This window comes from Nocardioides marmoriginsengisoli (assembly GCF_003725695.1).
Classification (GTDB): Bacteria; Actinomycetota; Actinomycetes; order Propionibacteriales; family Nocardioidaceae; genus Marmoricola; species Marmoricola marmoriginsengisoli.
Genome location: NZ_RJSE01000009.1, coordinates 499,815 through 524,723, shown reverse-complemented (window position 1 = coordinate 524,723; position 24,909 = coordinate 499,815). Strand labels below are relative to the sequence as shown.

Here is a 24,909-nt window from a genome sequence, read left to right as displayed (position 1 = left end):
TCTGGAAAGCTCCGAACGGACCGTCGTTGTCGCGGGGGCTCTGCCCCCGGACGTCGAGCCTGTCGAGACGTGGTGACCTGGCGCGCAGTCCGGTGCCCCCGGACGTCGAGCCTGTCGAGACGTGGTGACGTGCCCGCTGTCTCGCCTGCCCCCCGGACGTCGAGCTTGTCGAGACGTGGTGAGGTGCGCGGGGTCGTGATCTCGCGCCGTGCCTTCTCGGTTTAGGAGAGACCGGGGATGGTGGTGGTGGCCAGGTCCTGGGCTCGTACGACGATCAGGGCGAGCGCGACCAGGAGGACGGCTGCTGCTCCGGCGAACTGGTAGACGGCGCGGTTCTGCTTGGGGGCGTAGACCATCACGAGTGCGACGAGCGCTCCGCCGACGAGTCCGCCGAGGTGTCCCTGCCAGGAGATCCCGGGGACGATGAAGGTGAAGGCCAGGTTCAGGCCGATGATCGAGAGGACGTTGCGGAAGTCCCCGCCGAGCTTGAGGGTGACGACCGCGAGGGCGCCGAAGAGGCCGAAGATCGCCCCGGAGGCTCCTACCGTCGCGCCGACCTCGTCGGAGAAGAGCATCACCGCGGCGGAACCGGTGAGCAGCGAGACGCCGTACAGCGTCAGGAAGCGGGCCCGGCCGAGGATCTGCTCGAGCGGCGGGCCGAGGAAGTAGAGCGCGAACATGTTCAGCGCGATGTGCACGGTGCTGATGTGGGTGAAGCCCGAGGTGACCACCTGCCACCAGGAGCCGTGGGCCACGCCCGGGACGAGCACGGCGCTGCTGACGGTCGAGTCCGCTCCGAACGTGAAGTTCGGGATCAGCGCCAGCTTGTCGACCAGGGTCGAGCCGTTGCCGCCGTCGGCGGTGATCGCCAGCCAGACGGCGACGTTCAAGCCGATCAGGACCATGGTGGCCAGGGTCGCGTTGGCGACCCTGGCCCCGCCGTACGGCAGCCGTCCGGTCCGCGTCGACTTGGCACCCTCCTTGACGCAGGAGGGGCACTGGAACCCGACCGAGGCCGAGTTCATGCAGTCGGGGCAGATCGGTCGTTCGCACCGCTGGCACCGGATCCCCGTCTCGCGATCGGGGTGCCGGTAGCAGACCGGGACGGCCGCCGTGGGCTCAGTCATCGGGGTGGATCAGCCTCGGGTGATCTCGACCGACTCGACGATCACCGGGTCGATCGGGCGGTCGCCCGGGCCGGTGGCGGTGGTGCCGATGGCGTCGATGACGTCGCGGCTCTCCTGGTCGGCCGCCTCACCGAAGATGGTGTGCTTGTTGTTCAGCCAGGTGGTGGCCGCGGTGGTGATGAAGAACTGCGAGCCGTTGGTGCCCGGGCCGGCGTTCGCCATCGCGAGCAGGTACGGCTTGGTGAAGGCCAGCTCGGGGTGGAACTCGTCGGCGAAGGTGTAGCCCGGGCCGCCGGTGCCGGTGCCGAGCGGGCAACCGCCCTGGATCATGAAGTTGTCGATCACGCGGTGGAAGCCGAGGCCGTCGTAGAACTTGCCGGTCTTGCCGCCGTCGGCGTTGTACTCCTTGGTGCCTTCCGCCAGGCCGACGAAGTTCTCGACGGTCTTCGGTGCGTGGTTCGGGAAGAGGTTGAGCACGATGTCCCCGCGGTTGGTGTGCAGGGTTGCCTTCAGGTCCGACATGGGTCGCCTTCCAAGATGATGTGTGCCTAGAAAATGTGGATAACCGCTCAGAATCCTCCCACGGAACCCAAGGTTTCCTTGCGGGCATCCCCAGGGCATGATCGGTGCGAGGGAAGACACTGCACTGGAGGGAAAAGGATGAGCAGGAAATCACGGAAGTCAGACCTGGTCGAGGCGACCGGACCCGCGCCGAAGCGCCGGGGCCGGAGGGTGCTGCGACTGGCGGTGCTCGCCGGACTCGGCTTCGCGGCATCGAAGGCACTCCGCGGTTCCGCCGGTACGACGCCCGCCGCCACCCCGGCTCCGGTGCCGACTCCGACCCCTGCTCCCGCCCCGAAGGCGGAGGTGGCTCCGCCGCCGGCGGTCGAGATCCCGACCTCCCCGGTCGAGCCGGACCCGGTGCCCGAGCCGACGGCCGAGGCGTCCGCTCCGGCCGAGCCCGATGCCGAGTCGATCGCACGCCTGGAGGACGAGGCGCCGCTGGCCGACGTACCGGCTCCCGAGGTCCCCGCCGACTCGCTGACGTCGTTCTTCGACGACGTGCTCACCGAGAACGAGGAAGCCAAGCGCCAGGGCTGACCGGGAGGTCGGTCGGCTTGTGCTCCTCGATCCAGGCGTCGATCTGCGCCCACCGGTCGTAGAGCCAGCCGATCTGCTCCTCGCGCCCGGTGGGGATCTCGCTGCGCGGCACCCGCCACCAGCCCATCAGCAACCGCTTGTCCATCGGCAGCTCGCGCCAGATGTCGCGCAGTCCGGTGAAGTGGTCGAGCCCGGTGTGCGCGACCAGCAGCACGTCCGCATCGGGCGCGGCGTCCAGCGCGGCCAGCGCCCCGCCGGGTTGCGGGGCCAGCACGTGGGTGAGCCGTTCGGCCCGGGCGGCCATGTCGTCGCGGCCGCGGCTGCGCAGTCGGTCGATCGCCCGGGTCCGGCGGCGCGGCGTGAAGTTGCCGCCCTCGGGGAAGATCACGAAGGCGTCGTTGTCGTCGAGGTCGCTGGCCAGCACGCCGATCTCGGCCACCAGGTCGCTGCCGCGACCGGGGGAGACGAAGCGGCTCGGCAGCCGGGTCAGCAGCACGCCGAGCGCCGGGTCCCAGGCGAGCATCGCCTTGAGCACGATCCGGGGCTCGCGGTGGTACCAGTGCATCAGCGCGTACATCAGCGTGAACGAGTCGCCGATCCCGGCGTGGCGGCAGAAGACCAGCAGCGGCTGTCCGGGCATGGCGTCCGGGGTGGGACCGACGGTCTCGATCTTCAGGCGGAGTACCCGGCGGGCTTCGCGGAAGAAGATCACCAGGTACGTCTGCATGATGTCGTAGTGGATCCGCTCGAAGAACGGCCGGCGCAGGAAGAGCCCGAACCCGGAGACGATCCAGAGGCCGAGCATCACGATCAGGAAGACCGTCTCGAGGCTCAGGTGCAGGACCAGTACCCAGAGCAGCCGCACCGGCCGCAGCCAACCGGGGACGAAGGCGGACAGCACGCCGGTGACGATCAGGGTCAGCGGCAGCGTCGTCCAGAGCAGCACCGTGACCAGGATCAGCAGCGGCGCGACCACGAGGCGTTGCAGCACCCAGGTCAGCACGGGGTGCATCAGAGCACGTCGTCCAGGAAGTCCACGCTCGCACGATAGGCGGCCTCGACCCGGGCGGCGACCTGCGAGGTGTCCCGGTAGGCCTTGGCCGCGTCGTCAGCGGCGGAGCCGCCGGCCGGGAGCACGTGCGCCTCGACCCCCGCGGGCAGCTCGTTGATCTCGCGCAGGAACCGGTGCCTCCGGGCGATCTCGAAGGAGACCCGGGCGACCTCCCACGGGCGGCGCGGCGGCTGCAGCGGCCGGTCGATCCGGCCGACCTGGAGCACGAAGATCCGGGTCGCGCCCAGCTCCACCGCCCGGCCCACGGGGATCGAGTTCACGATGCCGCCGTCGAGGTAGTGCTCGCCGTCGATCACGGCCGGGGGCAGCAGGCCGGGCACCGCGGCGGAGGCCAGCACCGCCGGCACCACCGGCCCGGAGTCGAACCAGTGCTCGGTGGCGCGCTCGATGCTGGCCGCGCAGCACTGGAAGCCGACGGCGAGGTCGGCGAAGGTGGTCGCCCCGAACTCCTCCTCGAGCCGGGCCCGCAACGGCTCCACCGAGTGCAGGTGCGTGCCGGTGCGGACCACCCGGCGTACCTGCTTCCAGGCGGGGTCGGCGTACACCTCGTTGCTCTCCGCGATGCTGCTCCACAGCTCGGTGAGCCGGTCGACGCTCGCCGGCGTCGGGTCGTGCGCGACCACCAGGCCGTTGAGCGCGCCGACCGACGTACCGAGGATCAGGTCCGGTGCGACGCCGCGTTCGAAGAGTGCCCGGAGCATGCCGATCTCGACAGCGCCGAGCAGCCCACCACCACCGAGGACGAAGGCGGTGCGCTCCACGGGTCAGCCTGCCGCGAGTTCTTCGGCGAAGTCCGCCTCGACCTTGCGGGTGGCGCGCCGCTCGGACCAGAACGACAGGATCGGCACCGTCCCGCAGAGCAGCGTGGTGACCGTGAACGGGATCGGCCACTTCGCCCGGCGGGACAGCGCGAAGGCGGTGAAGAGGAAGATCATGTAGAGCCAGCCGTGCGCGATCCCGAGGTTCGTCGAGATCCAGTCCCCGACCTGCTGGGCGTCGCTGCCCTTGGTGAACCAGGCCTCGTTGAGCAGGTGCAGCTCGTTGAGCGGCAGGCCGATCAGGACCAGGACGATCAGCAGGACACCGACGATGTTCGCCATCACCCGGTAGGCAAGCAAGTTGTTCTTCACGGCTCGAACGTACCTGGCTCGACCTCAGACGCGACGCAGCAGGTAGGTGTCCAGCACCCAGCCGGAAGCGTCCTTCACGGCGTCCCGGCGACGGCGGAGCTCGTCGGCGACCTCGACCAGCGGTCCGGCGACCAGCTGCTCGTCGGCGGCGCCGAGGTTGGCCCCCCACCAGATCCGCCAGTCCGGCAGGTCCAGGTCGAGGCAGGTCAGCGAACCGTCCAGCATCACCACGATGTTGTCGTGGCCCGCCGCCACCGCCTCGGCCAACCGCCGACCGGTGGTGACCAGGATCGGCTGACCGACCTGGTGCAGCACCATCCGGTGCCGGGCCGCCAGCAGCTGCGGGCTGGAGATCCCCGGCAGCACGTCGCACTCCAGCGGCACCCGGCGGGCGAGCGACTCGACGATCCGGATCGTCGAGTCGTAGAAGGCGGGATCCCCCCAGACCAGGAAGCCGACATCGCCCGGACGCTCCACCAGCACCTGCTCGAACGCGTCGACCCGGGCTTGGTGCCAGTCCCGCACGGCACCTTCGTACCGGGACCTGCGAATGTCACGCGTGGGGTCAGCGGTGTGCTCATCCGTCCCACCCGCGACATTCGCAGGTCCGGGTACGAGCGCGGCGGAGGAGATGGATCCGGCGGACCGGTCCCGCTCCGGATCCGGTACGACGACCAGCGGAACGGCGTACCGGTCGCAGAGCGCGCGCCGGATGCCGAGCAGCGGGTCGTCGTCGCTCTTGGCGACCGCGATCACGTAGTCGACCGACCCGAGCGCCTCGACGGCTTCGCGGGTCAGCTGGTCCGGGTGGCCGGAGCCGATCCCGATGATCCGGACCCGCCGAGCCGGCTCACCCATGCCGGTCCTCGAGGTCGCCCTCGAACTCCAGGTACACCGCCTGCAGCTGGGCGAGCACGTCTGGGTCGGGTTCCTCCCACAGGCCGCGCTCGACGGCTTCGTGCAACCGCTCCACGATCCCGCGCAGAGCCCACGGATTGGCCTCGCGCATGAACTCCTTGTTCGTCTCGTCGAGGACGTACTCCTTGGCGAGGGTGTCGTACATCCAGTCGTGCACCACGCCCGCAGTGGCGTCGAACCCGTAGAGGTAGTCGACGGTGGCGGCCAGTTCGAACGCGCCCTTGTACCCGTGCCGCTGCATCGCGGCGATCCAGCGCGGGTTCACCACCCGGGCCCGGAAGACCCGGGTGGTCTCCTCCTGCAGCGAGCGGGTCCGGACCGCGTCCGGGGTGGTCGAGTCGCCGACGTACGCGCGCGGTGCCTTGCCGGTGAGCGCGCGGATGGTCGCGACCATGCCGCCGTGGAACTGGAAGTAGTCGTCGGAGTCGGCGATGTCGTGCTCGCGGGTGTCGATGTTCTTCGCCGCGACCGCGATCCGCTGGTAGTTGGTGCGCAGGTCGTCCGCCGCGACCACCCCGTCGAGGCCGCGCCCGTAGGCGTAGCCGCCCCACTGGGTGTAGACCTCGGCCAGGTCGTTGTCGTCGCGCCAGTTGCCGGCTTCGATCACCTGCAGGATGCCGGCGCCGTAGGTCCCGGGCCGGGAGCCGAAGATCCTGGTCGTCGACCGGCGCTCGTCACCGTGCTCGGCCAGGTCGGCCTGCGCGTGCGCGCGTAGGTAGTTCTGCTCGGCGGGCTCGTCCAGGTCCGCCACCCGCCGGATCGCGTCGTCCAGGAGCGCGACCACGTGCGGGAAGGCGTCCCGGAAGAAGCCGGAGATCCGCAGGGTGACGTCGATCCGCGGGCGGCCGAGCTCGTCGAGCTCGATCACCTCGAGCCCGTTGACCCGGCGCGACGCCTCGTCCCAGGTGGGCCGGACGCCGATCAGCGCCAGCACCTCGGCCACGTCGTCGCCGCTGGTCCGCATCGCACTGGTGCCCCAGGCGCTCAGCCCGACCGACGCCGGGTAGGTCCCGGTCTCGACCAGGTGCCGCTCCAGCAGCGAGTCCGCCATCCGTACGCCGGTCTCCCAGGCCAGCCGCGACGGGACCGCCTTCGGGTCGACGGTGTAGAAGTTCCGCCCGGTCGGCAGCACGTTGACCAGGCCGCGCAACGGCGACCCGCTCGGCCCGGCCGGGACGTAGCCGCCCTCGAGCGCGTGCAGCACGGCGTCCAGCTCGTCGGTCGTCCGGTCGAGCCGGGGGACGACCTCGGTCGCCGCGAACCGCAGCACCTGGCGAACCTCGGGGTCGTCGTGGAGGGTGTCGACGGCCGCGACGTCCCAGTCGCTCTTCTCCATCGCCTCGACCAGGTCGCGTGCCACCGCTTCGATCATGTCGGTGTCGGCGCGGGAGCCGACCTCGGACCCCGCGGCCTCGTCACTGCGTCTCGACAGGCTCGACGTCCGGGAGTCCGAGCTCGACGTCCGGGAGGACGGGCTCGACGTCCGGGAGAGCGCCGCCCGCAGCCCCGGCACGGCCCCCTGCTCGCCGCCCCAGATCTGGCTCGCCCGCAGGATCGCCAGCACCAGGTTCACCCGGGCCTCGCCGACGGGCGCCTGGCCGAGCACGTGCAGCCCGTCACGGATCTGGGAGTCCTTGACCTCGCAGAGCCAGCCGTCGACGTTCATGATGAAGTCGTCGAAGTCGTCGTCCTCCGGACGCTCCTCCAGCCCCAGGTCCTGGTGCATCTGGGCGGCCTGCATCAGCGTCCAGATCTGGGCCCGCATGGCCGGCAGCTTGGCCGGGTCCATCGCGGCGATGTTGCCGTACTCGTCGAGCAGCTGCTCCAGCCGGGCGATGTCGCCGTACGACTCCGCCCGGGCCATCGGCGGCACCAGGTGGTCGACGATGGTGGCGTGCGCGCGGCGCTTGGCCTGGGCACCCTCACCCGGGTCGTTGACCAGGAACGGGTAGATCAGCGGCAGGTTCGCGATCGCGGCATCGCTGGCGCAGGACGCCGAGAGCGCCGCGTTCTTGCCGGGCAGCCACTCCATCGAACCGTGCTTGCCGAGGTGCACGACGGCGTGGGCACCCCAGCCGTGCGCCACCCACCGGTACGCCGCCAGGTAGTGGTGGCTCGGCGCCAGGTCCGGGTCGTGGTAGATCGCCACCGGGTTCTCGCCGAAGCCGCGCGGCGGCTGGATCAGCAGCACGACGTTGCCGGCGCGCAGGGTCGCCAGCACGATCTCGCCCGCGTCGTTGACGAAGAGCGAGCCCGGCGCCGGTCCCCAGGCCGCGACCATGTCGTCGCGCAGGTCGGCCGGCAGGTCGGCGGTCCAGCGGGTGTAGTCGTCGACGTTGATCCGGGCGTGCGAGTCGGTGAGCTGGGCGTTCGTCAGCCACTCCTCGTCCTGGCCGCCGGCGGCGATCAGCGCGTGGATCAGGCCGTTACCCGCCTCGGTGTCGTCCTCGTAGTCGAGGTACTTCGTGACCTCGCCGCCGGGCTCGCCCAGGTCGTAGCCGGCGTCCCGCAGCCGGCGCAGCAGCCGGATCGCCGAGACCGGGGTGTCCAGCCCGACCGCGTTGCCGACCCGGCTGTGCTTGGTCGGGTACGCCGAGAGCATCAGCGCGACCTTCCGCTCCGCCGGCGCGAGCCGCCGCAACCGGGCGTGCCCGACCGCGATCCCGGCCACCCTGGCGGCCCGCTCCGGATCGGCGACGTAGCGGGGGAGTCCGTCGGCGTCGACCTCCTTGAACGAGAACGGCGCCGTGATGATCCGGCCGTCGAACTCGGGGATCGCGATCTGGCTCGCGGAGTCCAGCGGGGTGACGCCGTCGTCGCTGGCCTCCCACTCCGCGCGGCTCGAGGTCAGGCAGAGGCCCTGCAGGATCGGGATGTCGAGCGCGGCCATCCGGGCGACGTCCCAGGCCTCGTCGTCGCCGCCGGCGCTCGCCGTACCGGGTGCGCTGCCGCCGGCGGCGAGCACCGTCACCACCAGCGCGTCCAGGGTGCCGAGCGCCTCGAAGAGCTCGTCGGGCGCGGAGCGCAGGCTCGAGGAGAAGACCGGCAACCCGACCGCGTCACCGCACGCGTCGATGGCATCGGCGAGCGCGTGCGCGAATTCGGCGTTCCCGCTGGCCTCGTGGGCGCGGTAGAACAGCACGCCGACCCGGAGTCCGGACGTCGAGACGCCGTGAGTCGGCCGCTCGCTCCACCCCCACGCCGGCACCACCGCGGGCGGCTCGAACCCGTCGCCGGTGAGCAGCACCGTGTCGGAGCAGAAGCCGTGCAGGTTGCGCAGGTTCGCCGGGCCGCCCTGCGCCAGGTAGGCGTGCGCCTCGGCGGCGGTCCCGACCGGCACGGTGGAGAGCTCCATCAGCGAGGCGTCCGGGGTCTGCTCGCCGCCGAGCACGATCACCGGGATCTCCAGACCGAGCACGGTGTCGAAGCCGTCCTGCCAGGAGCGCGGCGTCCCGAGCAGCCGGACGATCACCAGGTCGGCCTCGGCCAGCAGGCCGGGGAGCGCGTCCACGTCGATCCGGGCGGGGTTGGCGAGCAACCAGTCGGCGCCGGACGCCCGAGCGCTCAGCAGGTCGGTGTCGGACGTCGAGAGCAGCGCGATGCGCGTCATGGGATGTGCCTCCTGAAGGGTTCTCGCCCCTCGTCGTAGGTCGTCCCGTGGCCAGTGTCTGGCTCCACCCCCGGCACCAAGAGAGTTGGTCTCTCCGAGCCCAGGGGTGTCACAGTGGCGGAACCGCCCCGGAATCGACCTGCGTCTTCACCGGGTTCCTGTTCCACGGAACGTGAGCGCTCAGCCTACGGTGGCCCGCCACTCCTCAGCCAGGAGGGCGTAGACGAATCCGTCACACCAGCCGTGGTCCCGGTGCAGCGCGTCCTTGATGCTGTGCGCCTCCCGGCGCATCCCGACCCGCTCCATGATCCGCCAGGACGGAGCATTCGCGGTGAAGCAGTTCGCGGTCACCCGGTGCAGGCCCACCTCGGCGAAGGCGATCCGAATCAGCTCGGCGACGGACTCGGTGGCGTAGCCGTTGCCCTGGACCTCCGGGGCGAAGCACCAGCCCAGCTCGGCCTGCTTTCCGGCGGCCTGCTCCTTCACCTCGGCCTGCGCCCACGGGTCCTCGGTCCGGAACATCAGGTCGCCGATGATCCGGCCGTCGAGCTCGACGACCAGCGTCGAGGCCATCCGGACCGGCTCGCAGATCAGCTCGGCGAACGGCGCGAGCTCGCCCGTCAACGACGTCATCCACTCGGCGACAGCCGGATCGCTCCGGATCCGCCAGAGCGCCTCGATGTCGGCCTCCTCGAACATCCGGAGGCTCAGGCGCTCGGTCTGCTTCGGCCAGGAGAGTTCGCGGAGAGCGGGCATCTTCCGATCATCCCCTCGGAACGACGGCGGCGCGACCCACTTACGACGGGTGCCGCGGCAGCCGGTTCTCCTCGACGACCCGGCCTTCGACCAGGTGCTCGTCGACGATCCGGTCGACCACGTGCGCGTCCACCCGGGCGTACCAGACGTCGTCGGGCTGGACGCTGACCACCGGCGACTGGTTGCACGGGAACTGGCACCCGGTCTGCGTGACCAGGACGTCGTCGTCGCCGAGGCCGGCGCGCATCAGCGCCAGGATCATCGCCTCCGCGGCGTCGTCCGCTCCCTGGGCCGAGCACCGCGGCCCTCGGCAGACGAACACCTGCCGGCGGTGCGCCGGGACGTCCTCCCAGGCTGCCGAGGAGAGGCCGGCCTCGGTGCCGGTGATCGGCCGGGTGACCGCGCGCGCGAGCTCCAGGTCGTCCGCGGTGACCCCGGCCGCCAGCACCGTCGCGACCTCGATCGTCGGCGCGTCCGGGCCCCGCTCCCGCCACCAGTACGACGCGATCCGGCGCAGCCAGGTGACCACCGGCGCCATCGTCCCGAGGCTGAACCCGACCAGGACGATCCGCCGGTGACCGGCGTCGGCGAGCCGGGTCAGCTCCCTGCCGAGCGCCGGATCGCCCACCTGCAGGAACGCCAGCGACGCCCCTTCGGAGCGGGCCAGGGCAGCGATCCGGTCGCGCGCGGATACTTCGCGCACGGACATCCCGACCAGAACCAGTGCCTCGTCCATGCGGGCGGACGCTAACAGTGCGGACCGAACGCGCAGGCGCCACACCCCCTCCGGCGCGATTCCGCGCCGAGCCGTTCGCCATACTGAAATAGGAAAACCGGCCTGGGAACTGCACAAAACAGGCGAAGATCAACGGTGAGCAATGTCGTCGGGATGCTGGGGAATTGATGAAGGTGCGTTCGTACAGAGGCGTGCTCGTGGGGCTCGGTCTGGCCATGCTGGTGGTCCTCGGGCTGCCGGGCAACGCGTGGGCGGGGCCGAACGACCCCTACTTCAGCGTCTCCTCGACCAGCTACTCCGGCCAGCCGCGGACCTTCTCGGTCCGGATCATCAACAACCTGGAGAACAGCAAGCTGTCGGCCCGGATCTCCGGTTCCGGCCTGAGCTCGTCGCTGAACTGCTCGCCCGCTGGTGCCGTCCTCGGCCTCGGCCCGTGGAAGTGCACGCTGTCGGGCAGCTACCGCCTCAACCCGGGCTCGTTCTCGGTCACCGCCTCGGCGTCCGGCAACGGCAAGCGCAGCAAGTCGGTCACCCACTCGGGCTCCGTCTCCAGCCGGTTCGGCATCACCAGCCGCACCTCGCCCAAGGAGGGTGAGAGCTTCACCGTCCGCGGCCGCTACGACCACATCTCGGGCCAGAACGACTTCCGGGTGCGGGCCCGCGTCACCTCCAACGGCAACGTCGTCGGCGGCCAGAGCGGGACCGCCTGCAGCGCCTCCGGCGGCAACTTCACCTGCAACCTGCGCTCGGTCGTCGGGGCCGGCAGCGCGTACTCCGTCACCGTCACCGAGTCCGGTCCGGTCACCCGGAGCGACTCCACCTCGGTCGCGGTCGTGACCACCGCCGCCCCGGCCGCGCCCACCTTCAGCGGGGCGACGTCGTACGCCGTGGAGAAGCAGCCGCAGACTATCTCCGGCGACTCGAACCGCTCCGGCCTGTTGATCCAGGTGCTCGTCGACGCACCCGCCGCCAACCGGAACTGGTCCTCGCCGACCTCGTCGTGCACCTCCGGCGCCTCGGGCGGCTGGACCTGCACGCTGCCCAAGCTCGACAAGGGCAAGCACACCATCGCGGCCCGGGCGATCGACCCGGCCGACCCGACCAAGATCTCGGCCGTCTCGGTGCGAACCACCACGGTGACCCAGAAGGCGCCCGCGAAGCCGAAGCCGACCGCGACCGCCACGCCGACCCAGGTCGCGGTCCCCGAGCCGGAGGTCGAGACCCCGCCGGTCGTCACGCCGCCGAAGAGCATCGCGGCACCGTTCGACGGGCTGTCGGGCCGGTACTCCGAGCTGCTCCTGCTGCTGATCCTGGGCCTCGCCGTCACTGCGCTGGCGCGTCCGGGCCCGCTCGCGCTCGCCTCCGGCGGGGACTCGGGCACCTTCGCGACCGACGAGGACGCCGCCGCCGGGTACGAGCTGGCCCTGCAGCGCGGCATCGGCATCGGTGACAACTCGCCGAGCTGGCGCGCCTTCGGCCACGAGGCCACCGACTTCTACAGCCGGACGGTTCCCGGGGTCCTGCACCGGCACAGCCCGTTCCTCTCCCGGCTCGCCACCGACGGCGTCGACCTGCGCGCGATCTTCGGGTCGCTGTGGTGGCTCTTCCCGCTCGGCGGAGCCGCGCTCGGCATCGCCGCCGCCGGCGACACCGGGGGCCACGCAGTCCCGCCGTCGCTGGGCATCCTGATCGGCGTGATGGTGCTGGCCAGCTTCGACGCCTTCGCCGGGTTCGTGGCCACGGCGCTCTTCACCCTGCTGGTGATCAGCGACGTCTTCACCGACAAGCACGGCGCTCTCACCGTGCTGGTCGTCGGCTTCCTGTGGACCGCGCTGCCCCTGGTGGCGACCACGATCCGACCGTTCCGCCGGCCCGGCCACCTCAGCGTCAAGTACAGCTGGGACCGGATCGCCGACCTGGTCATCGCCGCGCTGCTCTGCGGCTGGATCGCCCAGAAGCTGGCCCAGACGATGGACCTCTTCGCGGGCACCGACACCGGCATCCCCGAGCACGCCAACCAGGTCGGCCTGGTCGCGATCGTCGCGATCGCGGTCCGCGGTCTGCTCACCAGCGCGGTCGACGTCTGGTGGCCCGAGCGGCTGCGCCAGACCGAGATCCAGGAGGACCTGCCGGAGCCCTCGACCCTGGCGATCCTCTCCGGGATCGTCATCCGCACCGCCGTCTTCGGCTTCCTGGGCCACGCCTTCATCGGAAGCTGCTGGCAGTGGTTCGCGGGCGTCGCCCTGTTCGCGCTGCCCGACCTGCTGTTGGTCGCCCGCGACTGGTTGGGCCTGAAGTGGAACCTCCGGGTGCCGCTGCCCAGCGGGCTCACCGAGATCTTCCTGATCGTGGTCAGCTGCATCCTGCTCGTGACCGTCTTCATCGGCGGTGCCGACGACCAGCGGACCGCGTTGCGGTACGCGTTCCTGGCGGCCGCGCTGGTGCCGGCGGTCCTCGGCGGCGCCCGGGTCTTCCGGACCGAGAAGAAGGACCGCGAGGGATCGACCTGGGACCTCCAGCTCGCCGGAGCGGGCATCCTGCTGACCACGGTGATCCTGGGCCTGCGCGGCTGGAACTTCTGATTCCTTGGTGACTGACCCGAGCCCGCGGACCCGCGGCGACCTCTGCCCCGGAGCGCTCCGACCGTGGCCCGCCGAGGACGGCGGCCTGGTCCGGCTCCGGGTGGTCGGCGGGCGGATCGCGCTCGCCGGGCTGCGGGAGCTCGCCGCGGTCTCGGCCCGGTACGGCGACGGGAACGTGCACCTGACCGGCCGCGCGAACCTGCAGGTACGGGCGCTCCCGCTCGAGGACGGTGCCCTGCCGGCCGAGGTCGTCGAGGCGATCACCGCGACCGGGCTGCTCCCGCACCCGTCCCACGAGCTGGTCCGCAACGTGATGGTCTCGCCGCTCTCCGGGATCAGCGGCGGCGTGGCCGACCAGCAGCCGGTCGCCCGCGCGTTCGACGAGCTGCTCTGCGCCGACACCGCGCTCTCCCGCCTGCCCGGACGCTTCCTGGTCGTCCTCGACGACGGCCGCGGCGACGTCCAGGGAAGGCGGCAGGACCTGGGCGCGATGTCGGTCGACGCTCAGCACGCCCAGCTGCGGGCCGGGTCGACCGGCTGGGGCGAGGTCGTCCCGCTGGCCGACGTCCCGGATCGGTTGATCGCGTTGGCGCACGCGTTCCTCGGCGCCCGCGGCACCGGCGAGACGGCTGCCTGGCACGTCGACGAGCTGCCCGAGCCGCTGCTCGACGGCACCCGCGACGCGAGGACGCTGCGCAACTCCGGACCGCTGCCCCCTGGTCCGTTCGACGGCGGCATCCACCAGGAGATCCCGGACGGCGTGCTGACCCCGGAGCTGCTCGCGTCCTTCGACGACCTGCCGGCGGAGCACCCGCTGGTGGTCACCGGCTGGAACGGCATCGTCGTCCCGGACTAGTCACCGGCCACGACGGCGGCGTGCCTTACCCTGATCGCCTCCGATGCGTGGAGCAGGAACCCGGTGCGACCCAGGTCAATTCCGGGGCGGTTCCGCCACTGTGACACCCCTGGGACGTGGGAAGACCCACCGCTGGGGGTGGAGCCAGACACTGGCCACGCGTCTGAACTCAGCCGACCAGGGGCGCGAACCCCGAGGAGAGACGATGGACGTCGCACGACCCCCCAAACGCTACCCGTACGTCGACGACGGGGCGGCGATCTACCTCGACTCGTTCGCCACGATCCGGCGCGAGGCCGGCTTCGCGCACCTCCCCGCCGACGCCGAGCGGGTCGCCGTCCGGATGGTGCACGGGAGCGGGCAGACCGATCTGGCCGCCGACCTGGAGATCCACCCCGGCCTGGTCGCCGCCGCCCGCGGTGCACTCCAGGCCGGTGCGCCGATCCTGACCGACGCGCACATGGTCGCCTCCGGCGTCACCCGCGCCCGGTTGCCGCGCGACAACGAGGTGCTCTGCACCCTGCGGGATCCGCGCGTCCCGGAGCTGGCGACTGCCTTCGGCACCACCCGGTCGGCCGCGGCGCTCGCACTCTGGGGCGACCGTCTCGACGGCGCGGTGGTGGCGATCGGCAACGCGCCGACGGCACTCTTCCACCTGCTCGAGATGCTCCTCGACGGCGGGCCGCGACCGGCCGCGATCGTCGGCGTACCGGTGGGCTTCATCGGTGCCGCCGAGTCCAAGCAGGCCCTCGCCGCACTGGCCGCGGACCACGGCATCGACGTCCCGTTCCTGACCGTGCACGGGCGGCGCGGCGGATCGGCGATCGCCGCCTCGGCGCTGAACGCCCTGGCCCAGGAGGCGGAGCTGTGACGGCCCTTCGCGACGGCGCCGGCGCGCCTCCTCGGGGCACCGCCGGGCGCTTCTGGGGTGTCGGCGTCGGTCCGGGCGATCCCGAGCTCACCACGCTGAAAGCGGCCCGGCTGATCGCCGCGGCCGACGTGATCGCCTACCACTCCGGCGTCGGCAAGCAGTCCAACGCCCGCCGGATCGCGGCCGACCTGGTGCCCGACGGGGTGATCGAGGAGAACCTGGTCTACCCGGTCACCACTGGGCTGACCGAGCACCCCGGCGGGTACGCCGGCGCGATGGCGGAGTTCTACGAGGCCAGCGCCGACCGGCTCGCCGGCCACCTCGAGGCGGGGCGCGACGTCGTCCTGCTCGCCGAGGGGGATCCGCTCTTCTACGGCTCGTTCATGTACATGCACGACCGGCTCAGCGGCCGCTTCAGCACCGAGATCGTCGCCGGGGTGCCGTCGTTCGCGGCCGCCACCGCGAGCGTCGCGACCCCGCTGGTCCGGCAGACCGACGTCCTCACGATCCTGCCCGGGACGCTGCCCGAGCCGGAGTTGGCCCGCCGCTTGGCGGACACCCAGGGCGCCGTCATCATGAAGCTCGGCCGGACGTTCCCGAAGGTGCGCTCCGCCCTGGAGCAGGCCGGGCGACTCGACCACGCGATGTACGTCGAACGCGCCTCGATGCCGGAGCAGCGCTGGTTGCCGGTGCGCGACGTGGACGCCGACACGGTGCCCTACTTCTCGTTGATCGTGGTGCCGGGCGACTCGGTCGCCGCCGACCCGGCCGGCCGGCGGAACGAGCAGCCCCGGACGTCGAGCCGCGGTGACGGACCTGCAGAGGTCCACGTCGTGGGCCTCGGCCCCGGCCCCGACGCCTGGCTCACCCCCGAAGCCAGCGCGATCCTCGCCGAGGTCGACCACGTCGTCGGCTACGCGCCGTACGTCGACCGGGTGCCGCAGCGGATCGGCCTGAGCCGGCACGCGTCCGGCAACACCGTCGAGGTCGACCGGGCCAGGTTCGCGCTCGACCTCACGCTCGCCGGTGAGCGGGTCGCGGTCGTCTCCGGCGGCGACGCCGGCGTCTTCGGGATGGCGGCCGCGGTCTTCGAGGCTGCCGAGGACCCGGCATACGCCGAGGTCGCGATCCGGGTTGCCCCCGGGGTCAGCGCCGTCCAGGCGGTGGCCGCGCGTGCCGGCGCTCCGATCGGCGGAGACTTCGCGGTGCTGAGCCTCTCCGACCGGCTCAAGCCCTGGCCGGTGATCGAGCGGCGGATCCGGGCGATCGCCGAAGCCGACCTGGTGCTGGCGATCTACAACCCGGCCTCGCGCTCCCGGACCACCCAGGTCGCCGAGGCACAGAAGCTGCTGCTGGAGGTGCGCTCCGCCGACACCCCGGTGGTGGTCGGCCGGGACGTCGGCCGGGCCGAGGAGTCGCTCACCGTCACCACGCTGGCCGAGCTCGACGCCGACAGCATCGACATGAAGTGCCTGCTGATCGTCGGCGCCGCCGGCACCCGACGTACCGCGCAGGGGCAGGTCTGGACGGCGAGGTCGGTCCCGGCGGCGGAATGAAGCCGAGCCCCTAGGCAGCCAACTAAGGTTAGGGTAACCTAACTCGCATGACTCGCCCGTCGACCGCGCTCACCCTCACGCCGGCGGAGCGCGCCCGCACCATCGTCGCCTCCGCCAGCACCCTGCGGGTGGTCTCGGCCGACCTGTCCCTCGACGTGCACCGCCACGGCGTGATCCCGGACGGCTCGCTGATGTTCCAGGCTCCCGCCGACGCCTTCTTGAACGCGTCGGGGGTCGGCGACCTCGGCCAGCGGGTGACCGCGACCGCCGTCGACGTCACCACCGTCCCGCAGCCGGACCGGCTCCGCGGCACCCTGACCCTGGCCGGCCCGGTGCACGACGTCGTCGAGCCGCTCCCGGCCGGGATGCGGATACACCTCACCGGCTCCGACAAGCCCGACCCGAGCACCCGGCTGCTCCGCCTCGTCCCGGACAGCGTCGGCCTCGCCTGGCGTTGCGAGGCCGGCGACGGCGAGCCGCCCGCTCGGCAGGTCGCTCTGGCCGACTACCGGTGCGCCTTCCCCGACCCGCTGCTCGGCTACGAGGCGGAGTGGTTGCCGCACCTGCAGGCCGACCACAGCCAGATCCTCACCGCGATCGCCCGCTACGAGCTGGGCTGGGAGGAGGACCCGGACGACGTCCGTGCCCTCGGCATCGACCGCTTCGGCCTCGTTCTGCGGGTCCGCGACGCCGCACTCGACGGCGGCGGCCGGGACCTGCGCCTCGGCTTCGACCGCAGCGTCGCCTGCGGTTGCGACGTCCGCAACGCATTCTCGGCCCTCCTCGAGCGAGCGCTCCCCGGCTACGGCCCCATCTGCTGATCCCGGCCTCGACAGGCGCACCAGGCGGTGGTTCAGGTCGCCACAACCTGCACCACCGCCCGGTGGGCTTGTCGAGGCCACGTCGTCGTACAGGGACCTGCGAATGTCGCGCATGTGGCGCACGGGAGTCACACGTGCACCGGCAGTGACATTCGCAGGTCGGTGTACGAGCCCGTGACCGTCAGCGTCGTTTGGCCGACCGGTCCCGGTCCGCGGCGTACAGGTAGGACTCGCCGACCTTCTCGGGGTCGAGGACGCGGCCGACCAGGATCACCGCTGCCTGCGTGAGTCCGGCCTCCTCGACCTGGTCGGCGATCGTGGCCAGCGTCCCGCGCAGGACGACCTGCTCCGGCTGGCTCGCCCGGTAGACGACCGCGACCGGGCAGTCCGACCCGTAGTCGGCGACCAGCGAGTCCGCGAGCTCGCGGGTGCGGGTGATCGCCAGGTGCAGGGCGAGGGTGGCGCCGGTCGCGGCGAAGGCGGCCAGCGACTCGGCCTCGGGCATCACGGTCGAACGAGCCTGGGCCCGGGTCAGGACGACGGACTGACTCAGCAGCGGCACGGTCAGCTCCCGGCCGAGGACCGCGGCCGCCGCGGCGTACGCCGGCACTCCCGGGGTCACGTCCCAGGGCACCCCGGCCGCATCGAGCCGAAAGGTCTGCTCGGCCACCGCGGAGTACAACGACGGGTCGCCCGAGCAGAGCCGCACCACCTCGCGGCCGGCCAGGTGCGCGGTCACCAGTTCGGCGGTGATCTGGTCCAGGCTGAGGTCCTGCGTGTCGACCAGCCGTACGTCGGCCCGGCAGTGCGCGAGCACGTCCTGGTCGAGGTAGGTCCCGGCGTAGACCACGACATCGGCCCCGCGCAGCAGCTCGGCCGCGCGCAGCGTGATCAGGTCGGCGGCTCCCGGGCCACCGCCCACGAAGTGGATCGTCATGCGGGTGCCCTCCAGGACCACTGGGTGATTGCCCGGCTCGGGGTCCAGCCGGTGAACGTGCCGATCGGACCGGCGGTCTCGACGTGCAGCCGGGTGAGGTCGCCGCCGAGGTCGCCGTACCGGCCGATCAGAAGTGCTTCGGTCTGGTGGGTCACCCCGTGGACGACCAGGCGGCCCCCCGGCCGCAGTGCCGCGGTGACCGCGTCCAGGACGCCGGCCCGGGTGGCGCCGCCGCCGACGAAGACAGCGTCCGGGGTCGGCAGGCCGGCCAGCGCCTCCGGTGCCGAACCCGCCACCACCTCGAGCCGCGGAACGCCGAGCGCACGCGCGTTCACAGCGATCCGGCGGGCGCGCTCGGGGTTCGACTCGACCGCCACCGCGCGCAGCGACGGGTGCACCCGCAGCCACTCGATGCCGACCGATCCCGCTCCCGCGCCGACGTCCCACAGCAGGTCGCCGGGGATCGGTGCGAGGCGGGCCAGCGCCGAGGCGCGGGCGTCCCGCCGGGTCAGCTGGCCGTCGTGCTCGAACGCGTCGTCGGGCAGCCCGGTCGTCCAGCCGTGGCCGTCACCGACGCAGGCGATCGCGATCACGTTCAGCGCCGGGGACGTCCCGGACCAGTCCGCCGCCAGGCCCTCGCGACGGCTCTCGCCGAGAGCCCCGAGATCGCCGAGGACGGTCAGCCGGCTGGTGCCGAAGCCGGCCGCGGAGAGCAGCTCGGCCACCTGGGCCGGGGTGGAGGCGTCCGAGGAGAGCACCAGCAGACGGTGCCCGTCGGCCAGCGAACGGCGCAGCGCGTCCGGGTCGCGACCGACCAGGGTCACCACCTCGACGGTCTCCGCGGCCCAGCCCATCCGGGCCCGTGCCAGCGCTACCGAGGACGTCGCCGGCTCGATCCGGACCCGGTCCGACCCGAGCAGGTCGATCAGCGTGCTGCCGATGCCGGAGACCAGCGGGTCGCCGGACGCCAGGACGACGACCTGCCGATCCGCGTGCTCCGCGAGCACGGCCGGCAGCTGTTCGCGCAACGGCGTCGGCCAGGCGACCCGGCGCTGACCGGGGACGTCCGGCAGCAGGTCGAGGTGCCGGGTTCCGCCGAGGACCACCTCCGCGGCGAGGATCTCCCCCTGCGCTCGGGAACCTAGTCCCGCCCAGCCGTCGGCACCGATGCCGAAGACGGCGAGCGAGGAGTCCATGACCGGAGACGATATCGTTGCCGCTCCAAGCACGAGGTGCCCCTGAGTCCGAGCAGTGATCGAGCTGATCACGACGAGGTCGACGGGGAGAATCTGGGAAGCCGGTGAGAATCCGGCACAGGGCCCGCTGCGGTGACCGGCGCACGCACGATGTGACGCCGGAAGTCCGAAGACCGGCCTCGCGCTCCGATGTTCGTTGGCTAAAGCGCGGGAGCCCCCATGCCACTGCAGTACCCCTTCACCGCCGTCGTCGGATCCGACTCGATGGCGCTGGCCCTGATCCTCACCACGATCTCGCCGGAGGTCGGCGGCGTCCTGGTCCGCGGCGAGAAGGGCACCGCGAAGTCGACGATGGTGCGCGCCCTCGCCGCGGTGCTGCCGCCGATCGAGGTGGTCGCCGGCGACCGGTTCTCCTCCGATCCGGCCGACCCGGGGGCGCTCTCCCCGGACGGTCCGTTCGCGACCGACGCGCCCGTCGAGACCCGGCCGGTGCGGCTGGTCGAGCTGCCGGTCGGCGCCACCGAGGACCGGGTCCTCGGGTCGTTGCACCTCGAGCGCGCACTGTCGGACGGCAAGGCCGAGTACGAGCCCGGCCTCCTCGCTCGCGCCCACCGCGGCATCCTGTACGTCGACGAGGTGAACCTGCTCCACGACCACCTGGTCGACCTGCTGCTCGACGCCGCCGCGATGGGACGGTCGACGGTCGAGCGCGACGGGATCTCGGTCGCCCACGCTGCACGCTTCGTCCTCGTCGGCACCATGAACCCGGAGGAGGGCGAGCTCCGGCCGCAGCTGCTCGACCGGTTCGGGCTCACCGTCGAGGTAGCCGCGCCGCGGGACCCCGCGCTCCGGGTCGAGGTGGTCCGGCGGCGGATGGCCTACGACGCCGACCCGGCCGGCTTCGTGGCGTCGTACGGTGACGCGGAGCGTGCCTTCACCAGCAGGATCGAGACCGCCCAGGCACTGCTGCCGGAGGTGGTGCTCGACGACGCGGCGCTGCTGAAGATCGCCGAGATCTGCGCCGCCTTCGACGTCGACGGGATGCGCGCCGACCTGGTCACGGCGCGGGCCGCGATCGCGCACGCCGCCTGGAACGGCCGCACCCGGGTGACCCGCGCCGACCTCCGCGCGGCCGCCTTGCTCGCACTGCCGCACCGCCGCCGGCGCAACCCGTTCGACGCCCCCGGTATCGACGAAGACCTGCTCGACCGGATCCTCGGGGAGGACGAGCCGGAGCCGACGCCCCCGGACGACCCGGACGTCGAGCCTGTCGAGACGCCCGCACCCGACTCCCCGGACGTCGAGCCTGTTGAGACGCCTGCGCTCGAGAACGAGACTCACGACAGCGCCGAACCTCAAGACGTCTCGACAAGCTCGACGTCCGGGGACAGCGCGGAACCTCAAGACGTCTCGACAGGCCCGACGTCCGGTCATGAGTCGGACCCGGGCGACCAGTCCGGGGCAGGCGACGCGACGACCGTCAGCGCCGGCGAGCCCTTCCGCCCGCGCCTCTTCTCGGTCTCCGGCGTCGGCGCCGGCGAGCAGGGCCGGCGCAGTCGCGCGATCACCACCTCCGGTCACCGGATCGGCGCGCGCAAGCCGGGCTCCGAGGGCGGCGCGGTGCACCTGATCGAGACCATCCGGGCCGCGGCACCGCACCAGGGCGCTCGCCGTACGGGAGGGACCCGGCTCAGCCTGCGCGCCGACGACCTCCGGGTGGCGGTGCGCGAGGGGCAGGAGTCGAACCTGATCCTGTTCTGCGTCGACGCCTCCGGATCGATGGCCGCACGGGCCCGGATGCAGCAGGTCAAGGCCGCCGTCCTGTCGCTGCTGCTCGATGCGTACCGCCGTCGGGACAAGGTCGGGCTGGTGACGTTCCGCGGCAGCGACGGCGTCCTCGCGCTGCCACCGACGTCCTCGGTCGAGATCGCCGCTGCCCGGCTGGAGGAGCTCCCCGCCGGCGGGCGGACCCCGCTGGCCGAAGGGATGCTGACCGCGCTGGAGTCGCTCCGGGTGGAGAGCGTCCGGGACCCCAACCGGCGTCCGCTGCTGGTGCTGGTCACCGACGGCCGGGCGACCTCCGGCACGAACGCCGTCGAACGCTCCCGGGTCGTGGCGCGCCACCTGGCCGCACGCGGGATCGCCAGCCTGGTGATCGACTGCGAGACCGGGCGCTTCCGGATGGGCCTGGCCCGCGAGCTCGCCGCAGACCTGGGCGCCGAGTACGTGCCGCTCGGCGAGGTGAGCGCCGAGGCGCTCGCCGGCGTCGTCCGGCTCAGCACCGACCGACACCGTGGGGGAGCAGCCTGATGCCGCAGGGACAGCCGGAGAACGTGCCCGACGACGGGCTCAGCACCAAGCAGCGCCGCAACCGACCGCTGATCGCCGTCCACACCGGCGACGGCAAGGGCAAGTCGACCGCGGCGTTCGGGCTCGCCCTGCGCGGCTGGAACCAGGGCTGGAGCCTGGGCATCTTCCAGTTCGTGAAGTCGGCCAAGTGGCGGCTCGGCGAGCAGTCCGTCTTCGAGCAGCTCGGCGAGCTGCACACCAGCACCGGAGCGGGCGGACCGGTCGACTGGCAGAAGATGGGCTCCGGCTGGTCGTGGTCGAAGAAGGCCGGCACCGAGGACGACCACGCGGCTGCTGCCGCCGAGGGCTGGGCCGAGATCAAGCGCCGGATCGCCGCCGAGGAGCACGACCTCTACCTGCTCGACGAGTTCACCTACCCGATCAACTGGGGCTGGATCGACATCGACGACGTGGTCAGCACGCTGACCGAGCGTCCCGGGCACCAGCACATCGTGATCACCGGCCGGCGCGCCGACGACAGGCTCGTCGAGATCGCCGACCTGGTCACCGAGATGGCCAAGGTCAAGCACCCGATGGACGCCGGCCAGAAGGGCCAGCGCGGCATCGAATGGTGAACCTCCCTCGGCTGGTGATCGCCGCGCCGGCGTCCGGTCACGGCAAGACCACCATCGCCACCGGGCTGATGGCGGCGCTGGCGCGCACCGGGATGACGATCAGCGGGCACAAGGTCGGGCCGGACTACATCGACCCCGGCTACCACGCGCTGGCCACCGGCCGCCCCGGCCGGAACCTCGACCCGCACCTCGTCGGTGAGGACCGGCTGGTGCCGCTGCTGCTGCACGGCGCCGCGGGTGCCGACCTCGCGATCGTCGAGGGCGTGATGGGCCTGTACGACGGCCAGCTCGGCGGCGACGGCTTCTCCTCCACGGCGCACGTCGCGGCGGTGACCAGGACCCCGGTGATCCTGGTCGTCGACATCTCGCACGCGTCCCGGTCGATCGCGGCGACCGTGCACGGGCTCCGCACCTGGCCGGAAGCCTCCGGCGGAGCCGGCGTCGACGTGGTCGGGGTGGTGCTCAACAAGGCCGGCTCGGTGCGGCACTCCGACGAGGTCGTCCGGGCGCTGTCCGGCAGCGGCCTCCCGGTCCTCGGCATCCTGCAGCGCGACGACGGGGTGGCCGCGCCGTCGCGGCACCTCGGCCTGGTGCCCGCGGCCGAGCGGCCGGACGCGGCAGCCTCCCTGGACCGGCTCGCGGCGCAGATCGCCGAGCGCATCGACCTCGAGGCGGTGGTCCGGCTGGCGCGCTCGGCGCCCGGCCTGACCGGTGAGCCATGGGACCCGGCAGCGGCGCTCGCCGTACCGGCGTCTGGCCCGGCTCACCCGACCAGAACGCCGGACCAGAACGGCCGACTCGACGAACGGCCGGTGATCGCAGTCGCGGGCGGGCGGGCGTTCACCTTCGCGTACGCCGAGACCACCGAGCTGCTGCGAGCGGCCGGGTGCGAGCCGGTGGTCTTCGACCCGACGACCGACGAGGCGCTCCCGGCCGGCACCCGGGGCCTGTACCTCGGCGGCGGCTTCCCGGAGATGCACGCGGCCGACCTCTCCGGCAACGAGTCGCTGCGCACCCGGATCCGGGAGGCGATCGGTGCCGGCCTGCCGACCGTCGCCGAGTGCGCCGGCCTGCTGTACCTCTGCCGGGGAGTCGATGGCGCCGCCATGGTCGGTGCCATCGACGCGGAGGCGGAGATGGCTCCGCGGCTGACCCTCGCCTACCGGCGGGCGACCGCGCCCGCCGACAACCTGCTCGCCCGCGCCGGCGAGGTCGTCACCGGCCACGAGTTCCACCGCACCCACCTGCTCGGTTCCACGGGCGCCCCGGCCTGGTCGTTCGCCACCGAGACCGACGACCGTGACCTGGTCGACGGGATCGCTGGCCCGACCCTGCACGCGTCGTACCTGCACACGCACTGGTCCGGCCACCCGCAGCTCGCCGCCCGTTTCGCCGCGGCCGCGCACGCCGCCGTACCGGTCGCGCCGCCCCCGCTTCGGTCGCCCGTTCGTCCGCCGACCCCGTCGTACACGGACCTGCACATGTCACCGGTGGGGCAGGAGCGCACTCCCCACGCCCCAGCCGACACCTTCGCAGGTCCGTCTACGACCGCGAACCAGGCACCACCCCAGGTCCCCGCCGACCCGCTCCGCCACCACGGCGACGTCGAGGCCACCGACGGACTGCTCGACTTCGCCGTCAACGTGTACGACGGCCCGCGACCGGGGTGGCTCGACAGCGCGCTCGCGGCGGCACCGATCGGCCGGTACCCGGACGCCCGCCCGGCCACCCACGCGATCGCCGCGCACCACTCCCGCCGGCCCGAGGAGGTGCTTCCCACCGCAGGCGCCGCCGAGGCGTTCGGGTTGGTCGCCCGCCTGCGCCGGTGGCGTCGCCCGGTGGTCGTGCACCCGCAGTTCACCGAACCCGACGTCGCCGTGCTCGCGGCCGGGCTCGCGCCGGAGCACGTGCTCCTCGACGCGGCGCAGGGCTTCGCGCTGGACCCGGCCGCGATCCCGCCGGACGCCGACCTGGTCGTCCTCGGCAACCCGACCAACCCGACCGGTGTCCGGCACCCGGCCGCGACCGTCCGGGCCCTGCTCGCTCCGGGACGCCTGGTGGTCGTGGACGAGGCGTTCAACGACGACGGCGTGGAGTCGTTGGCCGGGGCGCTCGAAGCCGGAGCGCCCGAGGACGGTCTCCTGGTGATCCGGAGCCTGACCAAGCTGTGGTCGATCCCCGGCGTACGCGCGGGTTACGTCCTCGGCGATCCGGAGACGATCGCCGGCCTCGGGAGTCTGCAGACCCCCTGGTCGGTCTCGGCCCAGGCCGTGGCCGCGCTGGTCGCCTGCCACACCGACGAGGCCCGGGCCGAAGCCGAGGTCCGGGTGGCCCGGATCTCCCAGGACCGCGAGCACCTGGTCGCGGGTCTCGGCGCACTGGGCATCACCCAGCTCCCGTCGACCGCACCGTTCGTGCTGGCCCGGCCGGGCGCCGGCGTCCACGAGGCTCTGCGCGAGGCCGGGATCGCCGTACGACGTGCGGACACGTTCCCCGGACTGGACGCCTCCTGGGTCCGGATCGCAGTGCGAGACAGGGACCTGACCGACAAGCTCATCGATGCCCTACGATGCATCCATCAGGCTCGAGGAAGCCGGTGGGAATCCGGCACAGTCGCGCTACTGTGACATCGCCCCGATCAGCAGCACCGGGGCGGTGGAGTCAGACCCGACAGCCTGATATCCCAACACTGGGACTTCAACTACCTGGGACGCAT

The 24,909-nt window shown here is 72.3% G+C and carries 20 protein-coding genes and 2 riboswitches; of the genes, 9 read left to right on the top strand and 11 right to left on the bottom strand.

Translation table 11 applies throughout. The features are described from left to right. Positions 1 to 221: 221 nt before the first annotated feature. Both EFK50_RS21090 and EFK50_RS21085 read right to left on the bottom strand, forming a co-directional pair. The gene (locus EFK50_RS21090) at positions 222 to 1,127 is read right to left on the bottom strand and encodes a rhomboid family intramembrane serine protease (protein ID WP_123229541.1); all 906 of its coding nucleotides are present in this window, start codon (positions 1,125 to 1,127) and stop codon (positions 222 to 224) included. 9 nt (positions 1,128 to 1,136) lie between these two features. After that, entirely contained in the window at positions 1,137 to 1,649 is a 513-nt protein-coding gene (locus EFK50_RS21085; protein WP_123229540.1) for a peptidylprolyl isomerase, read from the bottom strand. A 138-nt stretch (positions 1,650 to 1,787) separates the two neighbouring features. On the opposite strand from EFK50_RS21085, the gene EFK50_RS21080 reads away from it, so the two are divergent. Continuing rightward, entirely contained in the window at positions 1,788 to 2,228 is a 441-nt protein-coding gene (locus EFK50_RS21080; RefSeq protein WP_148046253.1) for a hypothetical protein, read from the top strand. Here the strand turns inward: EFK50_RS21080 and EFK50_RS21075 are convergent. The 7 genes from EFK50_RS21075 to EFK50_RS21045 all read right to left on the bottom strand — a co-directional run bounded on the left by EFK50_RS21075 (position 2,194) and on the right by EFK50_RS21045 (position 10,450). Then, positions 2,194 to 3,240: a 1-acyl-sn-glycerol-3-phosphate acyltransferase gene (locus EFK50_RS21075; RefSeq protein ID WP_123229538.1), complete on the bottom strand. Its 1,047-nt coding sequence runs from the start codon at positions 3,238 to 3,240 to the stop codon at positions 2,194 to 2,196. The two genes, EFK50_RS21080 and EFK50_RS21075, sit on opposite strands and share 35 nt — an antisense overlap. Next, entirely contained in the window at positions 3,240 to 4,061 is an 822-nt protein-coding gene (locus tag EFK50_RS21070; RefSeq protein WP_246004262.1) for a patatin-like phospholipase family protein, read from the bottom strand. The genes EFK50_RS21075 and EFK50_RS21070 overlap by 1 nt, the downstream gene beginning before the upstream one ends. A gap of 3 nt (positions 4,062 to 4,064) precedes the next feature. Beyond that, on the bottom strand, positions 4,065 to 4,430 hold the full coding sequence (locus EFK50_RS21065; RefSeq protein ID WP_221177499.1) for a DUF3817 domain-containing protein: 366 nt from the start codon (positions 4,428 to 4,430) through the stop codon (positions 4,065 to 4,067). Between the two features lie 24 nt (positions 4,431 to 4,454). Then, positions 4,455 to 5,288: a precorrin-6A synthase (deacetylating) gene (cobF, locus tag EFK50_RS21060; RefSeq protein WP_123229537.1), complete on the bottom strand. Its 834-nt coding sequence runs from the start codon at positions 5,286 to 5,288 to the stop codon at positions 4,455 to 4,457. Then, positions 5,281 to 8,958 carry a cobaltochelatase subunit CobN gene (cobN, locus tag EFK50_RS21055; RefSeq protein ID WP_123229536.1) on the bottom strand — a complete coding sequence of 1,226 codons (3,678 nt, stop codon included), beginning with the start codon at positions 8,956 to 8,958 and terminating at the stop codon, positions 5,281 to 5,283. Before cobN ends, cobF begins: the two co-directional genes overlap by 8 nt. A gap of 180 nt (positions 8,959 to 9,138) precedes the next feature. Beyond that, on the bottom strand, positions 9,139 to 9,714 hold the full coding sequence (locus EFK50_RS21050) for a GNAT family N-acetyltransferase (RefSeq protein ID WP_183407945.1): 576 nt from the start codon (positions 9,712 to 9,714) through the stop codon (positions 9,139 to 9,141). A gap of 40 nt (positions 9,715 to 9,754) precedes the next feature. After that, complete coding sequence (locus tag EFK50_RS21045; RefSeq protein ID WP_123229535.1) at positions 9,755 to 10,450, bottom strand: (2Fe-2S) ferredoxin domain-containing protein; 696 nt, start codon at positions 10,448 to 10,450, stop codon at positions 9,755 to 9,757. Positions 10,451 to 10,647: 197 nt separating this feature from the next. Here EFK50_RS21045 and EFK50_RS21040 point away from each other — a divergent pair, with 197 nt between their 5' ends. The 5 genes from EFK50_RS21040 to EFK50_RS21020 all read left to right on the top strand — a co-directional run bounded on the left by EFK50_RS21040 (position 10,648) and on the right by EFK50_RS21020 (position 17,136). Beyond that, on the top strand, positions 10,648 to 13,032 hold the full coding sequence (locus tag EFK50_RS21040) for a hypothetical protein (RefSeq protein ID WP_148046252.1): 2,385 nt from the start codon (positions 10,648 to 10,650) through the stop codon (positions 13,030 to 13,032). Between the two features lie 7 nt (positions 13,033 to 13,039). Beyond that, positions 13,040 to 13,888, top strand: coding sequence for a nitrite reductase (locus EFK50_RS21035; protein ID WP_246004261.1), 849 nt, complete (start codon positions 13,040 to 13,042; stop codon positions 13,886 to 13,888). A 14-nt stretch (positions 13,889 to 13,902) separates the two neighbouring features. Further along, positions 13,903 to 14,062: riboswitch (cobalamin riboswitch) on the top strand. Between the two features lie 31 nt (positions 14,063 to 14,093). Next, complete coding sequence (locus EFK50_RS21030) at positions 14,094 to 14,759, top strand: precorrin-8X methylmutase (RefSeq protein WP_123229532.1); 666 nt, start codon at positions 14,094 to 14,096, stop codon at positions 14,757 to 14,759. Next, positions 14,756 to 16,315 (top strand): precorrin-2 C(20)-methyltransferase, encoded by a 1,560-nt coding sequence (locus EFK50_RS21025; RefSeq protein WP_123229531.1) that lies wholly within the window; start codon positions 14,756 to 14,758, stop codon positions 16,313 to 16,315. The genes EFK50_RS21030 and EFK50_RS21025 overlap by 4 nt, the downstream gene beginning before the upstream one ends. 47 nt (positions 16,316 to 16,362) lie before the next feature. Next, entirely contained in the window at positions 16,363 to 17,136 is a 774-nt protein-coding gene (locus EFK50_RS21020; protein WP_123229530.1) for a DUF2470 domain-containing protein, read from the top strand. A 181-nt stretch (positions 17,137 to 17,317) separates the two neighbouring features. On the opposite strand, the gene cobM is transcribed toward EFK50_RS21020, so the two are convergent. After that, positions 17,318 to 18,073, bottom strand: coding sequence for a precorrin-4 C(11)-methyltransferase (cobM, locus tag EFK50_RS21015; protein WP_123229621.1), 756 nt, complete (start codon positions 18,071 to 18,073; stop codon positions 17,318 to 17,320). Continuing rightward, positions 18,070 to 19,269 carry a precorrin-6y C5,15-methyltransferase (decarboxylating) subunit CbiE gene (cbiE, locus tag EFK50_RS21010; protein ID WP_123229529.1) on the bottom strand — a complete coding sequence of 400 codons (1,200 nt, stop codon included), beginning with the start codon at positions 19,267 to 19,269 and terminating at the stop codon, positions 18,070 to 18,072. Before cbiE ends, cobM begins: the two co-directional genes overlap by 4 nt. A gap of 59 nt (positions 19,270 to 19,328) precedes the next feature. Beyond that, positions 19,329 to 19,465: riboswitch (cobalamin riboswitch) on the top strand. A gap of 23 nt (positions 19,466 to 19,488) precedes the next feature. Between cbiE and EFK50_RS21005 the strand changes: the two genes are divergently transcribed. The 3 genes from EFK50_RS21005 to cobBC are packed head-to-tail and all read left to right on the top strand — an operon-like array spanning position 19,489 to position 24,820. Then, a complete protein-coding gene (locus tag EFK50_RS21005; protein WP_123229528.1) occupies positions 19,489 to 21,579 on the top strand; it encodes a magnesium chelatase subunit D family protein in 2,091 nt (696 codons plus the stop codon). Continuing rightward, positions 21,579 to 22,193 (top strand): cob(I)yrinic acid a,c-diamide adenosyltransferase, encoded by a 615-nt coding sequence (cobO, locus tag EFK50_RS21000; protein ID WP_123229527.1) that lies wholly within the window; start codon positions 21,579 to 21,581, stop codon positions 22,191 to 22,193. Before EFK50_RS21005 ends, cobO begins: the two co-directional genes overlap by 1 nt. Next, a complete protein-coding gene (gene cobBC, locus EFK50_RS22390; protein ID WP_183407944.1) occupies positions 22,187 to 24,820 on the top strand; it encodes a bifunctional hydrogenobyrinic acid a,c-diamide synthase/histidinol phosphate aminotransferase CobBC in 2,634 nt (877 codons plus the stop codon). Before cobO ends, cobBC begins: the two co-directional genes overlap by 7 nt. Positions 24,821 to 24,909: the final 89 nt, after the last annotated feature.